Source organism: Streptomyces sp. NPDC104581 (assembly GCF_055583685.1).
The window spans coordinates 58937-73778 of record NZ_JBVJNN010000036.1; the positions used below are offsets into that span (position 1 = coordinate 58937).

General features: G+C 73.5%; 14 protein-coding genes and 1 rRNA gene. 3 read left to right on the forward strand and 12 right to left on the reverse strand.

Annotated features, from left to right (window positions below; all coding sequences use genetic code 11):
• Positions 1–40 precede the first annotated feature (40 nt).
• From ACZ61E_RS25245 to ACZ61E_RS25265, 5 genes are all read right to left on the reverse strand, one after another.
• Positions 41–1147 carry a glycosyltransferase family 4 protein gene (locus tag ACZ61E_RS25245; RefSeq protein ID WP_469702137.1) on the reverse strand — a complete coding sequence of 369 codons (1107 nt, stop codon included), beginning with the start codon at positions 1145–1147 and terminating at the stop codon, positions 41–43.
• A 213-nt stretch (positions 1148–1360) separates the two neighbouring features.
• Positions 1361–3082 carry a DNA repair protein RecN gene (gene recN, locus ACZ61E_RS25250; protein ID WP_469702151.1) on the reverse strand — a complete coding sequence of 574 codons (1722 nt, stop codon included), beginning with the start codon at positions 3080–3082 and terminating at the stop codon, positions 1361–1363.
• A 354-nt stretch (positions 3083–3436) separates the two neighbouring features.
• Positions 3437–4369 (reverse strand): NAD kinase, encoded by a 933-nt coding sequence (locus ACZ61E_RS25255; protein WP_469702138.1) that lies wholly within the window; start codon positions 4367–4369, stop codon positions 3437–3439.
• Entirely contained in the window at positions 4366–5181 is an 816-nt protein-coding gene (locus ACZ61E_RS25260) for a TlyA family RNA methyltransferase (RefSeq protein WP_469702139.1), read from the reverse strand. The genes ACZ61E_RS25255 and ACZ61E_RS25260 overlap by 4 nt, the downstream gene beginning before the upstream one ends.
• Before the next feature lie 7 nt (positions 5182–5188).
• On the reverse strand, positions 5189–5500 hold the full coding sequence (locus ACZ61E_RS25265; RefSeq protein WP_469702140.1) for a hypothetical protein: 312 nt from the start codon (positions 5498–5500) through the stop codon (positions 5189–5191).
• 42 nt (positions 5501–5542) lie between these two features.
• On the opposite strand from ACZ61E_RS25265, the gene ACZ61E_RS25270 reads away from it, so the two are divergent.
• The gene (locus ACZ61E_RS25270) at positions 5543–5890 is read left to right on the forward strand and encodes an SCP2 sterol-binding domain-containing protein (RefSeq protein ID WP_078078033.1); all 348 of its coding nucleotides are present in this window, start codon (positions 5543–5545) and stop codon (positions 5888–5890) included.
• Between the two features lie 130 nt (positions 5891–6020).
• Here ACZ61E_RS25270 and ACZ61E_RS25275 read toward each other — a convergent pair whose 3' ends face one another.
• The 3 genes from ACZ61E_RS25275 to ACZ61E_RS25285 form a co-directional block, all read right to left on the reverse strand.
• A complete protein-coding gene (locus ACZ61E_RS25275) occupies positions 6021–6836 on the reverse strand; it encodes an ABC transporter ATP-binding protein (RefSeq protein WP_469702152.1) in 816 nt (271 codons plus the stop codon).
• 92 nt (positions 6837–6928) lie between these two features.
• Positions 6929–7984 (reverse strand): FecCD family ABC transporter permease, encoded by a 1056-nt coding sequence (locus ACZ61E_RS25280; protein WP_469702153.1) that lies wholly within the window; start codon positions 7982–7984, stop codon positions 6929–6931.
• A 62-nt stretch (positions 7985–8046) separates the two neighbouring features.
• Positions 8047–9060 (reverse strand): FecCD family ABC transporter permease, encoded by a 1014-nt coding sequence (locus ACZ61E_RS25285; RefSeq protein WP_469702154.1) that lies wholly within the window; start codon positions 9058–9060, stop codon positions 8047–8049.
• Positions 9061–9258: 198 nt separating this feature from the next.
• Here ACZ61E_RS25285 and ACZ61E_RS25290 point away from each other — a divergent pair, with 198 nt between their 5' ends.
• A complete protein-coding gene (locus tag ACZ61E_RS25290; RefSeq protein ID WP_469702141.1) occupies positions 9259–10095 on the forward strand; it encodes a siderophore-interacting protein in 837 nt (278 codons plus the stop codon).
• A 102-nt stretch (positions 10096–10197) separates the two neighbouring features.
• Here the strand turns inward: ACZ61E_RS25290 and ACZ61E_RS25295 are convergent, their stop codons facing one another.
• The gene (locus ACZ61E_RS25295) at positions 10198–11226 is read right to left on the reverse strand and encodes an HAD hydrolase-like protein (RefSeq protein WP_469702142.1); all 1029 of its coding nucleotides are present in this window, start codon (positions 11224–11226) and stop codon (positions 10198–10200) included.
• Positions 11227–11311: 85 nt separating this feature from the next.
• Here ACZ61E_RS25295 and ACZ61E_RS25300 point away from each other — a divergent pair, with 85 nt between their 5' ends.
• Positions 11312–12754: a DUF1015 family protein gene (locus ACZ61E_RS25300; protein WP_469702143.1), complete on the forward strand. Its 1443-nt coding sequence runs from the start codon at positions 11312–11314 to the stop codon at positions 12752–12754.
• Positions 12755–12824: 70 nt separating this feature from the next.
• On the opposite strand, the gene ACZ61E_RS25305 is transcribed toward ACZ61E_RS25300, so the two are convergent.
• The 3 genes from ACZ61E_RS25305 to rrf all read right to left on the reverse strand — a co-directional run.
• Positions 12825–13547, reverse strand: a complete 723-nt coding sequence (locus ACZ61E_RS25305) for a tetratricopeptide repeat protein (protein ID WP_469702144.1) — start codon at positions 13545–13547, stop codon at positions 12825–12827.
• 545 nt (positions 13548–14092) lie between these two features.
• Positions 14093–14359, reverse strand: coding sequence for a hypothetical protein (locus ACZ61E_RS25310; RefSeq protein WP_469702145.1), 267 nt, complete (start codon positions 14357–14359; stop codon positions 14093–14095).
• A 390-nt stretch (positions 14360–14749) separates the two neighbouring features.
• Positions 14750–14842, reverse strand: a 5S ribosomal RNA gene (rrf, locus tag ACZ61E_RS25315); the annotation flags it as partial.

A 14842-nucleotide genomic window follows, 5' to 3' on the forward strand; every position in this document is an offset into this window, starting at 1 on the left:
CGGCAAATGGCGCCCGCCGGCCCGCCCCGGGCCCGGCGCCTCAGCGGGGCGGCGGCTGGGTCAGTTCGTCGTAGACGCTCAGGACGTGCGCGATCGTGTCGTCCTCCGTCGGCCACGTCGCCGCCCGCGCCCGCCCCGCCGACGCGAGTTCCGCCCGGCGGTCGGGGTCGTCCAGCAGCCGGGTCACCGTCTCCGCGAGTGCGGTGGCGTCACCGTAAGGGATCAACTCCGCCGCTTCGCCCACCAGTTCGGGGACGGCGCCGACCGCCGTCGCGACCAGGGGGACTCCGAGCCGCAGCGCCTCCTGGGCCAGCGGCGACCTGGCCTCCCAGCGGCTGGGCAGCAGCGCGACGTCCGCGGCGGCGAGGAGTTCGGTCACGTCGTCACGGCGCCCGACGAGACTGACCGGCAGGTCTTCTTCGTCGATCCGCCCCTGGAGCGCGCCCCGTTCACGGCCCTCGCCCGCGATGACCAGGAGCGGTGCGGGGTCGAGGGCCCGCCACGACCTCGCGGCGTCCAGCAGTGTGCCGTACCCGCGGTCCGGCACGAGGCTGCCGACGGCCATCAGTAACGGGCGCCCCGTGGCGCCCAGTTCGGCGCGCGCCTTGCCGCGGCTCTCGTCCTCGGCGTCGTCCCCGGGCGGCGGGACCCGTCGCGCGGCCGGCACCGCGACCGGTGCGAGCCGGGCGTCGCGGGCCCCGCGCCTGCGGGCCCGGTCGACCAGTTCGGACGAGGCGCCCAGCACAACGGCCGCCGCCCTGACGGCCCTTCGCTCCAGCAGACGCAGCAGCTGACCCCGGGGCCCGTCCGCGTCCACCCGGGTGTGCCAGGTGACGACGAGCGGCACCCGCCGCCCGCCGAGGGCGACGGCCGAGCGCACGGCGGCGTGCAGCCCGTGCGCGTGCACCACGTCGGCGGTGGCACAGGCGGCACGCAGCGCCCCGAGGGACATCGGATCGCCGCGCCGGGCCACCGGCACATGGTCGGCGCCGCAGCCCCGGAAGTCGTAGATCCGCTCCAGCGAGTCCGGCGCGCAGACACTGACCCGCACACCCCGGGCGACGAGCCCCGCCGCCAGCGACCGGACGTGCGCGCTGCTTGTCGCGCTGCCACCGCCGAGCACTTGGACCGTACGCAGCTGTGTCACGTGGCCAAGGCTCCTGTTCAGGTGGGGTGTGCTGCGCCAAGGATGCCAGCCGGTACGGACCTTCCGGCACCGAGGGTGCGTCGCGGGTGTGTCGATCGTGCGACTCCCCGCCTCAACATCACCCACACGAGTGATCCCTCACGGCGCACCATGTACGGTACCGCCGCGAGAGGGTCCCTCGTGCGACGCCCCGGCCCGGCCGACGGCAGCCGCCTACGCGTCCGCGCGGGCCGCCGCCAGCAGTTCCTCGGCGTGGGCACGGGCCGTCTCGGAGTCCTCCTGGCCCGCCAGCATCCGGGACAACTCCCGTACCCGGTCCTCGCCTTCGAGGACCGTGACCCCGGACCGGGTCACCGAGCCGTCGTGTCTCTTCTCCACCAGCAGCTGCCGGTCCGCGAAGGCCGCGACCTGCGGCAGATGCGTCACGACCACGACCTGCGCGGATCGGGCGAGCTTCGCGAGCCGCCGGCCGACCTCGACCGCGGCCTTGCCGCCGACGCCCGCGTCGACCTCGTCGAAGAGATACGTCGGCACCGGATCGGACCCGGCGAAGACCACCTCGACCGCGAGCATCACGCGCGAGAGTTCACCGCCGGAGGCGCCCTTGGCGATCGGCCGCGGCTGCGCGCCGGGGTGCGGGGCCAGCAGCAGTTCGATCTCGTCGGCGCCGGACGGACCGTACGCCACGGGACGGCCGTCCACCTCGACGCCGTCCGGGGCCTCGGCCTGGCTCACGGCGAACGTGACACGCGCGTGCGGCATGGCGAGGGAGGCGAGTTCGGCGGTGACGGCCTCCGCGAAGCGTGCCGCCGCCTCCGTACGGGCGTCGGTCAACGCCTGCGCCAGACCCGACAGTTCACCCAACAGGGTGGCGTGTTCGGCGGTCAGCTCGCCGATCCGGTCGTCGTCGCCTTCGAGTTCGGTCAGCCGCGCCGCGTTCTCCTCGGCCCAGGCCAGCACGCCGGCGATGTCCTCGCCGTACTTGCGCGTCAGCCCGGTGAGCGCGGCCCGCCGCTCCTCGACCACCGCGAGCCGCAGCGGGTCGGAGTCCAGATTGTCCGCGTAACCGGCGAGTTCACCGGCCACGTCCGCCAGCAGGATCGCGATCTCACCCATCCGATCGGCGAGCGCGCCCAGGGCGGGGTCGTGGGACCGTACGGCCTCCAGGGCCCGTCCCGCGCCGCCGACCAGCGTCGTCGCGTCGCCGCCCTCCACGGGGTCCTCCGGGCGGCCGACGAGGGCCGCGTGCGCGACGGACGCCGCGGACGCCAACGCCTCCGCGTGGCCGAGCCGTTCGGCCTCGGCGGACAGCTCGGTGTCCTCCCCGGGGAAGGGCTCGACGCCGGCGATCTCGTTGAGGCCGAAACGCAGCAGATCGGCCTCTTGCGCGCGCTCACGGGCGCGGGTGGTCAGTTCGGCCAGTTCGGAGGCGACGGCTCTCAGCCGGCGGTAGGCGTCCGTGTACTTGGCGAGCGGCGCGGCGACCGCGTCCCCCGCGTACCGGTCGAGCGCCTGGCGCTGCCGGGCGGGCCGCAGCAGACCCTGCTGGTCGGTCTGGCCGTGTACGGCGACGAGGTCGTCCGCCAGCTCGGCCAGCACCCCCACGGGCACGGAACGCCCGCCGATGTGGGCGCGCGAGCGCCCCTCGGCCGAGACGGTCCTGCTGACCAGCAGCGCGCCGTCGTCGAGCTCCGCACCCGCCTCCTCGGCGCGCAGGGCCGCCGGGGCGTCGGCGGACATGGTGAGCCGCCCCTCCACCACCGCGGCCTTGGCACCGATCCGCACCAGGGCGGCGTCGGCGCGACCGCCGAGCAGCAGCCCCAGGCTGGTGACGACCATGGTCTTGCCCGCGCCTGTCTCGCCGGTCACCGCGGTGAAGCCCGGTGACAGCTCGACCACCGCGTCGTCGATGACCCCGAGCGACCGTATCCGCATCTCCTCCAACACGGACACGACCTTACGAGGTCCGGGACCCGATGTGCGACGGCCCCCCGCACTCCGATTCGCTCCGGGACCCCCGCGGGGTGTATCGGGGCCGCCCGGAAAAGATCACCGAGGGACCTGGTCCGCGGACACCCCCTGGGTCGTGTCTGCACAGTCCCGCCCGGCCCGCGGCGCCTGGCGCGGCACCTCGCCGCGTTGTCGGAGTCGGAGTCGGCCGGGTACGCCCCGTACGAGACCGGTCCTCCGCCTCGCGAGGCACCGCACCGGCCGCCGGGGGTGCCCCGCCCTGCGGGCGGACGGCGCTCCTGTGAAGACAGGCGTCAACACCCCTGCGGGTCAATACACCTAGTGCGGCGCCCCGCGCCACCCCGCCACCGGGAGGGCGAACTTCGCGACCAGCCGGTCCGTGAAGGACGCCTGGTGCAGGCGTGCCAGCCGTACGGGCACCGCACCGCGCCTGACCTCCACCCGGGCGCCCGCCGGCAGCTCGACCGTCCTGCGGCCGTCGCACCAGAGGACACCGTGCGGGGTGTGCGGCTGCACCTCCACCGCCAGCACCGACTTCGGCGACGTGACCAGCGGCTTCGCGAACAGCGCGTGCGCGCTGATCGGCACCATCAGCAGCGCCTCGACCTCCGGCCACACCACGGGGCCGCCCGCCGAGAAGGCGTACGCGGTGGACCCGGTCGGAGTGGCGCACACGATGCCGTCGCAGCCGAAGCCGGTCACCGGCCGCCCGTCGATCTCCAGGACGACCTCCAGCATCCGCTCGGGCGACACCTTCTGCACGGCCGCCTCGTTGAGCGCCCAGTCCTGGTGCACGACGGTGCCGTTGCTGTGCACGAGGACGTCGATGGTCATCCGTTCCTCGACCTCGTACGCACGGGTCACCACCCGGTCGACGACCTTGTCCAGATCGTCGCGCTCCGCCTCCGCGAGGAAGCCGACCCGGCCCAGGTTGACGCCGAGCATCGGCACACCCGACGCGCGGGCGAACGCGGCTCCGCGCAGCAGTGTGCCGTCGCCGCCGAGCACGATGAGCAGCTCGCAGCCGTTCAGCGCGCCGGACGCGGCGTCCGGGATGGTCTCGACGGCGGCCGGGAGCGGCAGATCCGCCGCCTCAGCGGCCAGCACCCGTACACCGAGGCCGTTGCGCAGCAGCCCCTGCACCACCAGTTCCGCGCTGCGGATCGCGGCGGGTCTGCCGGTGTGGGCCAGCAGGAAGACGGTGCGGTGCTCCGCGCCGGCCTCCGGCGCCTGTTCCGAGTTCGTCGTCAACGGGGTCCCTCCGCCACAGCACGGTCGACATCGGCCGGGTCGACATCGGGCGCCCCGGCGGTGAGCCACAGGAAGTACTCGACGTTCCCGGCGGGTCCGGGCAGCGGGCTCGCGGTCACGCCGCGTGTCCCGAGACCGAACTCCGCCGCCTTGCGCGCCACCGACCGTACGGCGTCGGCCCGCAGCTCCGGGCTGCGCACGACTCCGCCGCTGCCGAGGCGTTCCCTGCCGACCTCGAACTGCGGCTTGACCATGAGCACCAGGTCCGCGTCGGGCGCCGCGCACCGCACGAGCGCCGGCAGCACCAGGCCGAGGGGGATGAACGACAGGTCACCCACGATCAGGTCCACCGGCTCCCCCTCGATGATCTCCGGCGTCAACTCACGTACGTTCGTACGGTCCTTGACGGTGACGCGTTCATCGCTCCGGAGGGACCAGGCCAGTTGTCCGTAACCGACGTCCACGGCGACGACCTGCCGCGCGCCGGACCGCAGCAGTACGTCCGTGAAGCCGCCGGTCGACGCGCCCGCGTCCAGCGCCCTGCGCCCCGCCACCCGCAGGCCCAGGGGTACGAAGGCGGCGAGCGCGCCCGCGAGTTTGTGGCCGCCGCGCGAGACGTAGTCGGGGTCGCCGCCGTCCTCCGCGACGACGACCGCGGCGCTGGTCTCGACCTGGGTGGCCGGCTTGGTCGCGGTGGCGCCGCCGACGGTGACCCGTCCCGCGGCGATGAGTTGGGTCGCGTGCTCGCGTGAGCGTGCGAGGTTGCGGCGTACCAGCTCGGCGTCGAGACGGCGGCGTGCCACTCCTGCCACGTTCGGTTCAGCTCCTGTGGTCGTACGGCGACGGGCCGGGCCGGGGGTCGGACCGGTCGGGTCCGGGGCGTACGTCGAGCGCGGTGAGCGCGTCGCGCAGGCCCCGGTGCACATCCTCGTACACGTCGAGGTGACCGTCGGCGGGAAGGTGGTCGGCGTCACCGAGTCTGGCCAGTTTCTCGTCCACGCCGGGGTCGCCGGTGGGCACGCGTTCGATGCCGAGGGGCGCGGGGGCGGCGGGGTCGTGGGCCGGGGGTGGGGGCTCGGGGGGAGGGGAGGCGTGCTCCTGGTCGGCCGGGCCCGCCGTCTCGTCGCTCATGCCCCGACGCTACCCCGAAGCCCTGGGGTACCGTCGATCACGATGGCGACGAAGGAGGAGTGCCGCAGCGCACTCGACAAGCTCTCGGACAACATGGCGCGGGCGGACGACGGGATCCGCGGGGCGGCCGGTTTCGACCGCTCGCTGAGCTGCCACATAACGGACCTCGACACGACCTTCACCGGCCGCTTCGACGACGGCCGGATCGAGGTGCTGGACACGCACGAGGGCCCGCCGCGTGAGAAGGCTCAGATCAGGCTGGCCATGACGGGCGACGATCTGGTGTCCATGGTCGACGGCGAGCTGCACTTCGCCAAGGCGTGGGGTTCGGGGCGGGTCAAGCTCGAAGCGGGCTTCCGCGATCTGCTGCGGCTGCGCTCGCTGCTCTGAACCGGCCCCCGCTCGGCCGCCGCGGCCCACCGCTCGGGCGGCATGTCCGCGGCTCGGCGGACGCGCGGTCCGGACGGCGCGCGGTCCGGACGGCGCGCGGCGTGGGCGCGCGGCCGGGCGCACGTACGGGTCACTCCGCCAGTCCCACGGGCACCGTGTGCCGCGCCCTGCGCGCCGCCGGGACGACCAGCGGGGTACCGGTCTCCGGGTCGTCGATGACCTGGCAGCGCAGCCCGAAGACGCGCTCGACCAGCTCCGCCGTGACGACCTCGGCCGGCGGACCCTCGGCGTGGATCTCGCCCTCGCGCATGGCGATGAGGTGCGTGGCGTAGCGGGCGGCGTGGTTGAGGTCGTGCAGCACGGCGACGAGGGTGCGGCCCTGGGTCTCGTGCAGATCGGCGCAGAGGTCGAGGACGTCGATCTGGTACTGGATGTCGAGGAACGTGGTGGGTTCGTCCAGGAGCAGCAGCGGTGTCTGCTGGGCGAGCGCCATGGCGATCCAGACCCGCTGGCGCTGCCCGCCCGACAATTCGTCGACATGGCGATCGGCCAGCTCGCCGACGCCGGTCGCCGCCATCGACTCCTCGACAATCCGCTCGTCCTCCCGGGACCACTGGCGCAGCAGCCCCTGGTGCGGGTAGCGGCCGCGTGCGACGAGGTCGGCGACCGTGATGCCGTCGGGCGCGACGGAGGACTGCGGCAGCAGTCCCAGCGTCCGGGCGACCTTCTTGGCGGGCATGGAGTGGATCGCGGCGCCGTCGAGCAGGACCCGCCCCAGGGTCGGCTTGAGCATCCGGGACAGCGCGCGCAACAGGGTCGACTTCCCGCAGGCGTTGGGGCCGACGATCACGGTGAACGAGTGGTCGGGTATCTCGACGGAGAGATCCCGGGCGATGACCCGCTGGTCGTAGCCGAGGGTCACGGATTCCGCCGTGAGGCGCTGCATGGTCGTGCTCCTGGGGGTGCGGAGGGAGGAGTCGGGGGCCGGGACCGGGGGCGGGGCGGGGGTGCCGGTCTCCCGGAGCGGGGAGTCGGTGCTCATATGCGGCCCGCCTTGCGTTCGGTGACCAGCAGCCAGAGCAGATAGCAGCCGCCGAGCATTCCGGTGACCACACCGGCGGGCAGTTGGCGGTCGCCGAAGGCCGATGTCGCGGTCCAGTCGGCGATGAGCAGGAGCAGGGCTCCCATGGCCGCGGCCGGGCCGACGTTGGGGCCGGGTGAGCGGGTGAGCCGGCGTGCCAGCTGGGGCGCGCTGAGGGCGACGAAGGTGATCGGCCCGGCGGCGGCGGTGGCCGCGGAGACGAGCAGCACGGCGGCGCCCATCAGCACGAGCCGGGTGTGTTCGACGCGTACACCGAGCGCGTAGGCCGCGTCGTCGCCCATCTCCAGCATGCGCAACGGCCGCCCGTACACGAGCGCCGTGGGGATCAGTACGGCGCAGACGGCGAGCAGCGGCCAGACCTGCGCCCAGTCCCGGCCGTCGAGCGATCCCGTCATCCACAGCACGGCGCGCGTGGCGTCGATGATGCTGGCCTTGGTGATCAGGTAGTGGTTGACGGCCGTGAGGACGGCGGCGACGCCGATGCCGATGAGGACCAGCCGGTAGCCGTGCACGCCGCGCTTCCAGGCCAGCAGGTATATCCCCGTGCCCGTCAGCAGACCGCCGACGACGGCGCCGCCCGCGACGGCCGCCGAGCCCGCCTGGAAGACGACGATCGCGCTCAGCGCGCCGACGGTCGCTCCCTGGCCGAAGCCGATGACGTCCGGACTGCCCAGCGGATTGCAGGAGATGGACTGGAAGACCGCGCCGCCGACGCCGAGGGCGGCACCGGCGAGCAGGCCCACGAGGACCCTCGGCAGCCGGAGCTCCCGGACGATGAACTCCTGCGCCGTCGTGCCGTTTCCGAGCAGGGTCGCGACGACGTCGCCGGGCGCCATCGGGAAGTCGCCCCGGCCGATGAGGACGACGGACGTCGCGCACACGCCGAGGAGGAGCAGCAGGACGACGAGGGCGGACCGGACGTCCCACCGGACGGAGAGGCCGGCGGGCGTACGGATCGCGCGACGCGGCCGCGCCCGGGCGCCCCTCCCCACGGCGGTGGCGGTGGCCCGGGCGGTGGTGGTGACGGTGACGCGCGTGGTGGTCGGGTCTTCCTTCACAGCTGGGCCATCCTCTTGCGCCGTACGAGCTGGATGAAGACGGGCCCGCCGATGATCGCGGTGACGATACCGACCTGCACCTCCGCCGGCCGCGCGACGACGCGGCCGATCACGTCGGCGCCCAGCAGCAGGACGGGCGAGAGTACCGCGGCGTACGGCAGGATCCACCGCATGTCCGGCCCGGTGACGGCCCGTACGAGATGCGGCACCATCAGCCCGACGAAGACGATCGGCCCGCAGGCCGCGGTCGCCCCGCCGCACAGCAGTGTCACGCAGAGCATGGCGAGGACCCGGGTCCGGGTCAGACGGGCGCCGAGGGACCTGGCGGTGTCGTCGCCCATCTCCAGCGCGTTCAGCGGCCTGGCGATCAGCAGCGCGAGGACGATGCCGGCGGCGATGAACGGCCACACCTTGCCGACTGTCGACATGTCTGCCGACGCGAGGGATCCCACGGTCCAGAAGCGCAGCCGGTCGAGGGCCGCCGAGTCCAGCAGTTGTACGGCGTTGACGTAGCCGTAGAGCGCCGCCGTGGCCGCGGTGCCGGCCAGCGCGAGCCGTACGGGGGTCGCGCCGCGGCTGCCGCCGAGCGCGTACACGAGTACGGAGACGGTCGCCGCGCCCGCGAACGCGAACCACACGTATCCGCTGAGGGAGGTGACGCCGAAGAAGCTGATGGCCGAGACCACCGCGGCGGCGGCGCCGGCGTTGACGCCCAACAGTCCGGGTTCGGCGAGGGGGTTGCGCGTCAGCGCCTGCATCACGGCGCCGGCCAGCCCGAGCGCGGCGCCGACGAGCAGCCCGAGCACCGTGCGGGGCAGCCGGACGTCGACGACGATCACGTCGTTGCCGGTGCCGGAGTTGTGGAACAGGCCGTGCCACACGTCGCCGAGCGGTATCGACTTCGCGCCGACGGCGATACCGGCGGCGCAGACGAGCAGCAGGAGACCGACGGACACCAGCAGCCCGGCGGCGCGCAGCGTACGGCGCCCGCGGCTCGCGGTGGGCGGTATCGGCTCCGCGCTCTGTTCGGATTCGGGGGGACTGTCGACCAACACTCGGTTAGGTTAGCCTACCCTGACAGTTGATCCCCACGTGGGCAGCCATGCGGGAAACACCTCAGTGAACAGCCATCTTCCGGTCCCGGCCGGTCTCTCCCCCACCCGGCGCCGACCACTGTCGGCCGCCACCAAGCCGAGGAGGTCGACCCGATGTCCGACGACCCGTTCCAGTGCTTCACCCTGCGCGTACTGCGCACGACGCGCCCCACCCCCTCATTCGTCCGCGTCACCCTGGGCGGCGACGACATCGCGCGCTTCTCGTCGGCCGGGCGGGACCAGCGCGTGAAGCTGTTCCTGCCGAGGCCGGGACAGGACGCCCCCGTCATGCCGGGCCCGGACGACGGCCACTGGTGGCCCGCGTGGCGCGCCATGGATCCGGACGTACGCGGCGTCATGCGCACCTACACGGTGCGCGAACTGCGCCGTGAACCGGAGGAGTTGGACGTCGACTTCGCCATCCACGATCTCCTGCCCGCGTCCGGCGAGGGCCCGGCCACCCGGTGGGCGCTGAAGGCCACGCCCGGCGACCCGATCGGCATCCTCGCCCCGCTCCACGAGGAGAACGGCGGATACGACTTCCGGCCGCCGGACGGCACCAACTGGATCCTGCTGACCGGCGACGAGTCCGCGCTCCCGGCGCTCGCCGGCATCCTGGAGTCCCTGCCGCCCGGTATCCCCGCCCGGGTCTGGATCTCCCTCCACCACGCCGCCGACCGGTGCGAACTGCCCACCGAGGCCGACGCGCACATCACCTGGCTGGTCCGGGACGAGTCGGCGCCCACCACGGCGGACGCGATCCGCGCCGCCGACGACCTGCCGGACGGCACACCGTACGCCTGGATCGCGGGCGAGTCGGCGAACGTCAGAGCCGTCCGCAGACACCTCGTCGGCGAACGCGGCATCGACCGCCGGGCGGTGAAGTTCAGCGGCTACTGGCGGCGCGGCACCTCGGAGGACGATCTGCTGCGCACGGGCGAGGACGCGTAGCGCCCGCCGGCGGATCCACGGGGGCGGGGGCCTGACCCACTCCCCCGCCCCCGTGCCGCCGGGCGCCGGACACGCCCGTCGGGCGGTCCGGGCGCCCGTGCCTCAGAGCCCCAGCCTCGCCAGCACCTTGCCCGGGTCCAGGGCGCACGCGCCGTCCCCCGCGTGCGTCCAGGCCGCGGCGCACAGCGCCCGCAGTCCGTCGAGCGCGCCGCCGTCCCCGTCGAGGACCAGCGCGTCGTCCCGTACCGAGGCGGTCCAGCCCCCGCACCCGAACCCGCCGTCCCTGACGTCGACTTCGGGCTGCCCGGTGAGCAACCCCCGCAGATCCGCGTCCACATACGTCGGCCGGTGCCTCGGCGCGGCCGCCAGCAACTGCGCCCCGTCGGTCACCCCGGTCAGCACCAGCAGCGAGTCCACGTCACCGTTGAACGCGCCCTCGATGTCGGTGTCCAGCCGGTCCCCCACGACGATCGGCCGCTTCGCCCCCGTCCGCAGCACCGTCTCCCGGTGCATCGGCGGCAGCGGCTTGCCCGCGACCCTCGGATCGGCGCCCGTGGCGATCCGTACGACCTCGACGGCCGCCCCGTTGCCCGGCGCGATGCCGCGAGCGCTCGGGATCGTCAGATCGGTGTTGGACGCGAACCACGGCACACCCCGCGCGATCGCGTACCCGGCCTCGGCGAACCGGCCCCACGGCAGGTCCGGCCCCCCGTAGCCCTGTGCCACGGCCGCCGGGTCGTCGTCGGCCGAATCCACCGGCTCCAGTCCGCGCTCCCGCAGGGCGACCCGCAGCCCCTCACCACCGATCACCAGGACCCGCGCACCGGCCGGCACGTGCTCGGCGATCAGCCGCGCCACCGCCTGCGCCGACGTGATCACCTCGGCCGGCTCTGCGGGCACACCCAGCTCCGTCAGATGCGCGGCGACGGCGTCCGGCGTCCGCAGCGCGTTGTTGGTGACATACGCGAGACGCATCCCGCCGTCGCGCGCCGCGACCAGCGATTCGACGGCGTGCCCGATGGCCTCGCCGCCCGCGTACACCACTCCGTCGAGATCCAGCAGAGCCGTGTCGTACGCCTTGTCGAGCGCCGTCGCACTGCCGTCGGGCCTGGTCCTGCTCCGCTGACTCATCAGTCTCTTGCTCCCTCGTCCGCCCGTCTGCCGGGCTCTCCTCCCCCGATCATCGCTCATGGCCCGGCCCGCATACGATGCGGAGATGAACACCACAGGGCCGGCTCCGAAGGGTCTCCGCCTGATCCCGTTCCGCGGACTGCGCTACGTCCCCGAGCGGGTCGGCAGCCTCGCCGCCGTGACCTCGCCGCCCTACGACGTGGTCGTACGGCCCGACGGACTGCACCACCTGGAGTCGGCCGACCCGCACAACATCGTCCGGCTGATCCTGCCCCAGGCCGCGACGGCCGCCGACCGGCACCGCCAGGCGGCGAGCACGCTCCGCCGCTGGCTCGCGGAGGGCGTCCTGGCAGCGGACCCCGAACCGGCGCTGTACGTCTACGAGCAGCGCCGCGGGGACCTGCTCCAGCGCGGAGTCATCGGAGCCCTGGCTCTGTCCGCACCCGACGAAGGGGTCGTGCTGCCCCACGAGGACGTGATGCCGGACATCGTGGAGGACCGCGCGGCGCTGATGCGGGCGACGGCGACCAATCTGGAACCGCTGCTTCTCACCTACCGCGGGGAGGACGGCCCGGGTGCCGGGGCGCAGGTCACAACCGGCGGGCGCGGCACGACCGTTGGAACGGGCACGCCTGCGGGGACGGGCACGACCGCCGGGACCGGCACGACGGCGGTCGTCGAACGCACCGCCCTGCGCGAGCCCCTGCTGTCGACCACGACGGAGGACGGCTTCTGCCACCGGCTCTGGTCGGTGACCGACCCCGCCGAACTGGCCGAGATCGAGAACGATCTCGCCGGCCGCCAGGCCCTCATCGCCGACGGCCACCACCGGTGGGCGACCTATCTGCGGCTGCGCGAGGAACACCCGGCGTCCACCGCCGGACCGTGGGCCTACGGCCTGGTCCTGCTGGTCGACACCGCGCGCCATCCGCTCCAGGTCCGCGCGATCCACCGGCTGCTGCACGAACTGCCGGTCCCGGACGCGCTGGCCGCGCTGGAGGCGGTGCCGGGCTCCTTCCGGATCCGCACACTCGACGGCACGCTGCCGGACGCGATCGAAGCACTGGCCGCTGCGGCGAACGCGACGGGCACCCCCGACACCTCGAACACCTCGGACACGGGCAGCGAAGCCGATGGAACGGCCGGTGCCAACAACGCGTTCCTGCTCGCCGGCGACGGCCGCTTCCATCTGATCGACCGCCCCGACCCGGCGCTCATCTCCCGTACGGTGCCGGGCGACCGCCCGGCGCAGTGGCGCGCCCTCGACGCGACCGTGCTCCACTCCACGCTGCTCGACCACATCTGGAAGATCCCGGACTCGCCCGAACACATCTCGTACATCCACGACACGGAGGCCGTGGTCGAACAGGCGGAACGTCACGGCGGCACGGCGGTCCTGCTGCACCCGGTACGCGAAGAGGTCGTACGGGAGCTGGCACGCCAGGCGGTCACGATGCCGCGCAAGTCGACGTCGTTCGGCCCGAAACCGGCCACGGGCCTGGTGCTGCGGAACCTCGCGGACGGCTGAGAAACGGAAAGAGGGCGGCACCCCCGGTTGGGGATGCCGCCCTCGCCCCTCTCAAGGTGCGGTCGCCGGATCAGGACCTGTCGTCACCCGGCTCGGACTCGGACTCCGGCGCCGACTCCGGCCCGTGCTCCGGCTGTCCGTCCGTGACCTGGCCGGCTTCGTCGCCATCCTCGTCCTCGTCCACATCGACGAACTGCACGCCGTCCAGGGCCGCGAGACGGTCCGACGCGTCCGTGGCGCCGTCCTTGTCGGCCTCAAGCGCCTTGGCGAACCACTCGCGCGCCTCGTCCTCGCGACCGGCCGACAGCAGTGCGTCGGCGTAGGCGTAACGCAGCCGCACCGTCCACGGCTGCACGGAGTTGGAGCCCAGCTCCGGCCCCTGCAAGGTCACGATGGCGGCGTCGATCTGCCCCATGTCCCGGCGGGCACCGGCGGCGACCAGCCGCATCTCGACCTGGCCCGCCTTGTCGAGCTTCTGCACCTCGGGCTCACCGGCCATGGTCATGGCCCGCTCGGGACGCCCGAGTCCGCGCTCGCAGTCGGCCATCACGGGCCACAGGTCGACATTGCCCGTCATACGCCGGGCGGCCCTGAACTCGGCGAGCGCCTCGCCGTACTTCTGCGTCGCGTACGCGGCGAAGCCGGCCGCCTCCCGCACGGCGGCGACCCTGGAGGCGAGCCGCAGCGCCACGCGCGAGTAGGCGTATGCCTGGTCGGGGTCCTCGTCGATGAGGTTGGCGACCATGACGAGGTTCTTGGCGACGTCCTCGGCGAGCGTCTTGGGCAGACTCATCAGCTCCTGCCGGACGGCCTGGTCGATCTCCTCACCGGTGACGTCCTCGGGGATCGGCAGCCGCCTGATGGGCTCACGGTCACGGTCGCGGTCGTCGCGCCGCCCGAACCCACCACGGTCGTCGCGGTCATCACGGCTACGGAACCCACCGCGCTCACGGTCGTCACGCCCTCGGAATCCGCCGCGCTCCCGGTCGTCACGACGGCCGTAACCGCCGCCTCCGGAGGGACGTCCACCGCCGGTGGGGCGACCACCACGGTCGTCGCTACGGCGCGGACCGCTCGGCCGGTCGTCACGGCGCGGACCGCCGGAACGCTCATCACGCCCACGGAACCCACCACCGCCACCACTGCTCGGGCGCCCACCACCGGTGGGACGCCCACCACTTGAGGGCCGGCCGCCACGGTCGTCGTCCCGGTCCCGACGCGGACCACCGGGCCGCTCATCACGACGGAACGACGGACGCTCATCACGCCTGTCGTCACGGCGGTCGTCGCGCCGGTCGTCACGGCGGGGCCCGCCCCCGGTGCTCGGTCGCCCACCACTCACAGGACGTCCACCGCCGGTGGGGCGACCACCACGGTCGTCGCTGCGGCGCGGACCGCTCGGCCGGTCGTCACGGCGCGGACCGCCGGAACGCTCATCACGCCCACGGAACCCACCACCGCCACCACTGCTCGGGCGCCCACCACTGCTCGGGCGCCCACCACCGGTGGGACGCCCACCACTTGAGGGCCGGCCACCGCGGTCGTCGTCCCGGTCCCGACGCGGACCACCGGGCCGCTCATCACGACGGAAGGACGGACGCTCATCACGCCCACGGAACCCACCGCCGCTCGGCCTGCCGCCACCGGTAGGGCGACCACCGCCGGAGGAGGGACGGGCGCTTCCGCGGTTGTCGTTGCGGGCGACGTAGTCACCGACACCACCGCCCCGGTCGGCGTTACCGGCGGGCCGGCCACCACCACGGTCGTCACGACCGCCACGGGAACCGCTCCGGTCACCACCACCGTCCCTACGACGTGATTCGCGCTCCGGACGGTCGTCGGGAGAGTTGGGGGACATCGGCACGGCTCCTGTCTTCGGGTACCACAGTCATTCTCACGCAGCCGGCGATCGGACGCGCATCGTACAAAAAGCAGAGAAAAACAAAAGGACCCCTGGTCCAGCGTGAACGCTGGACCAGGGGTCCTTGAAAGGTTGTTCGGCGGCGTCCTACTCTCCCACAGGGTCCCCCCTGCAGTACCATCGGCGCTGAAAGGCTTAGCTTCCGGGTTCGGAATGTAACCGGGCGT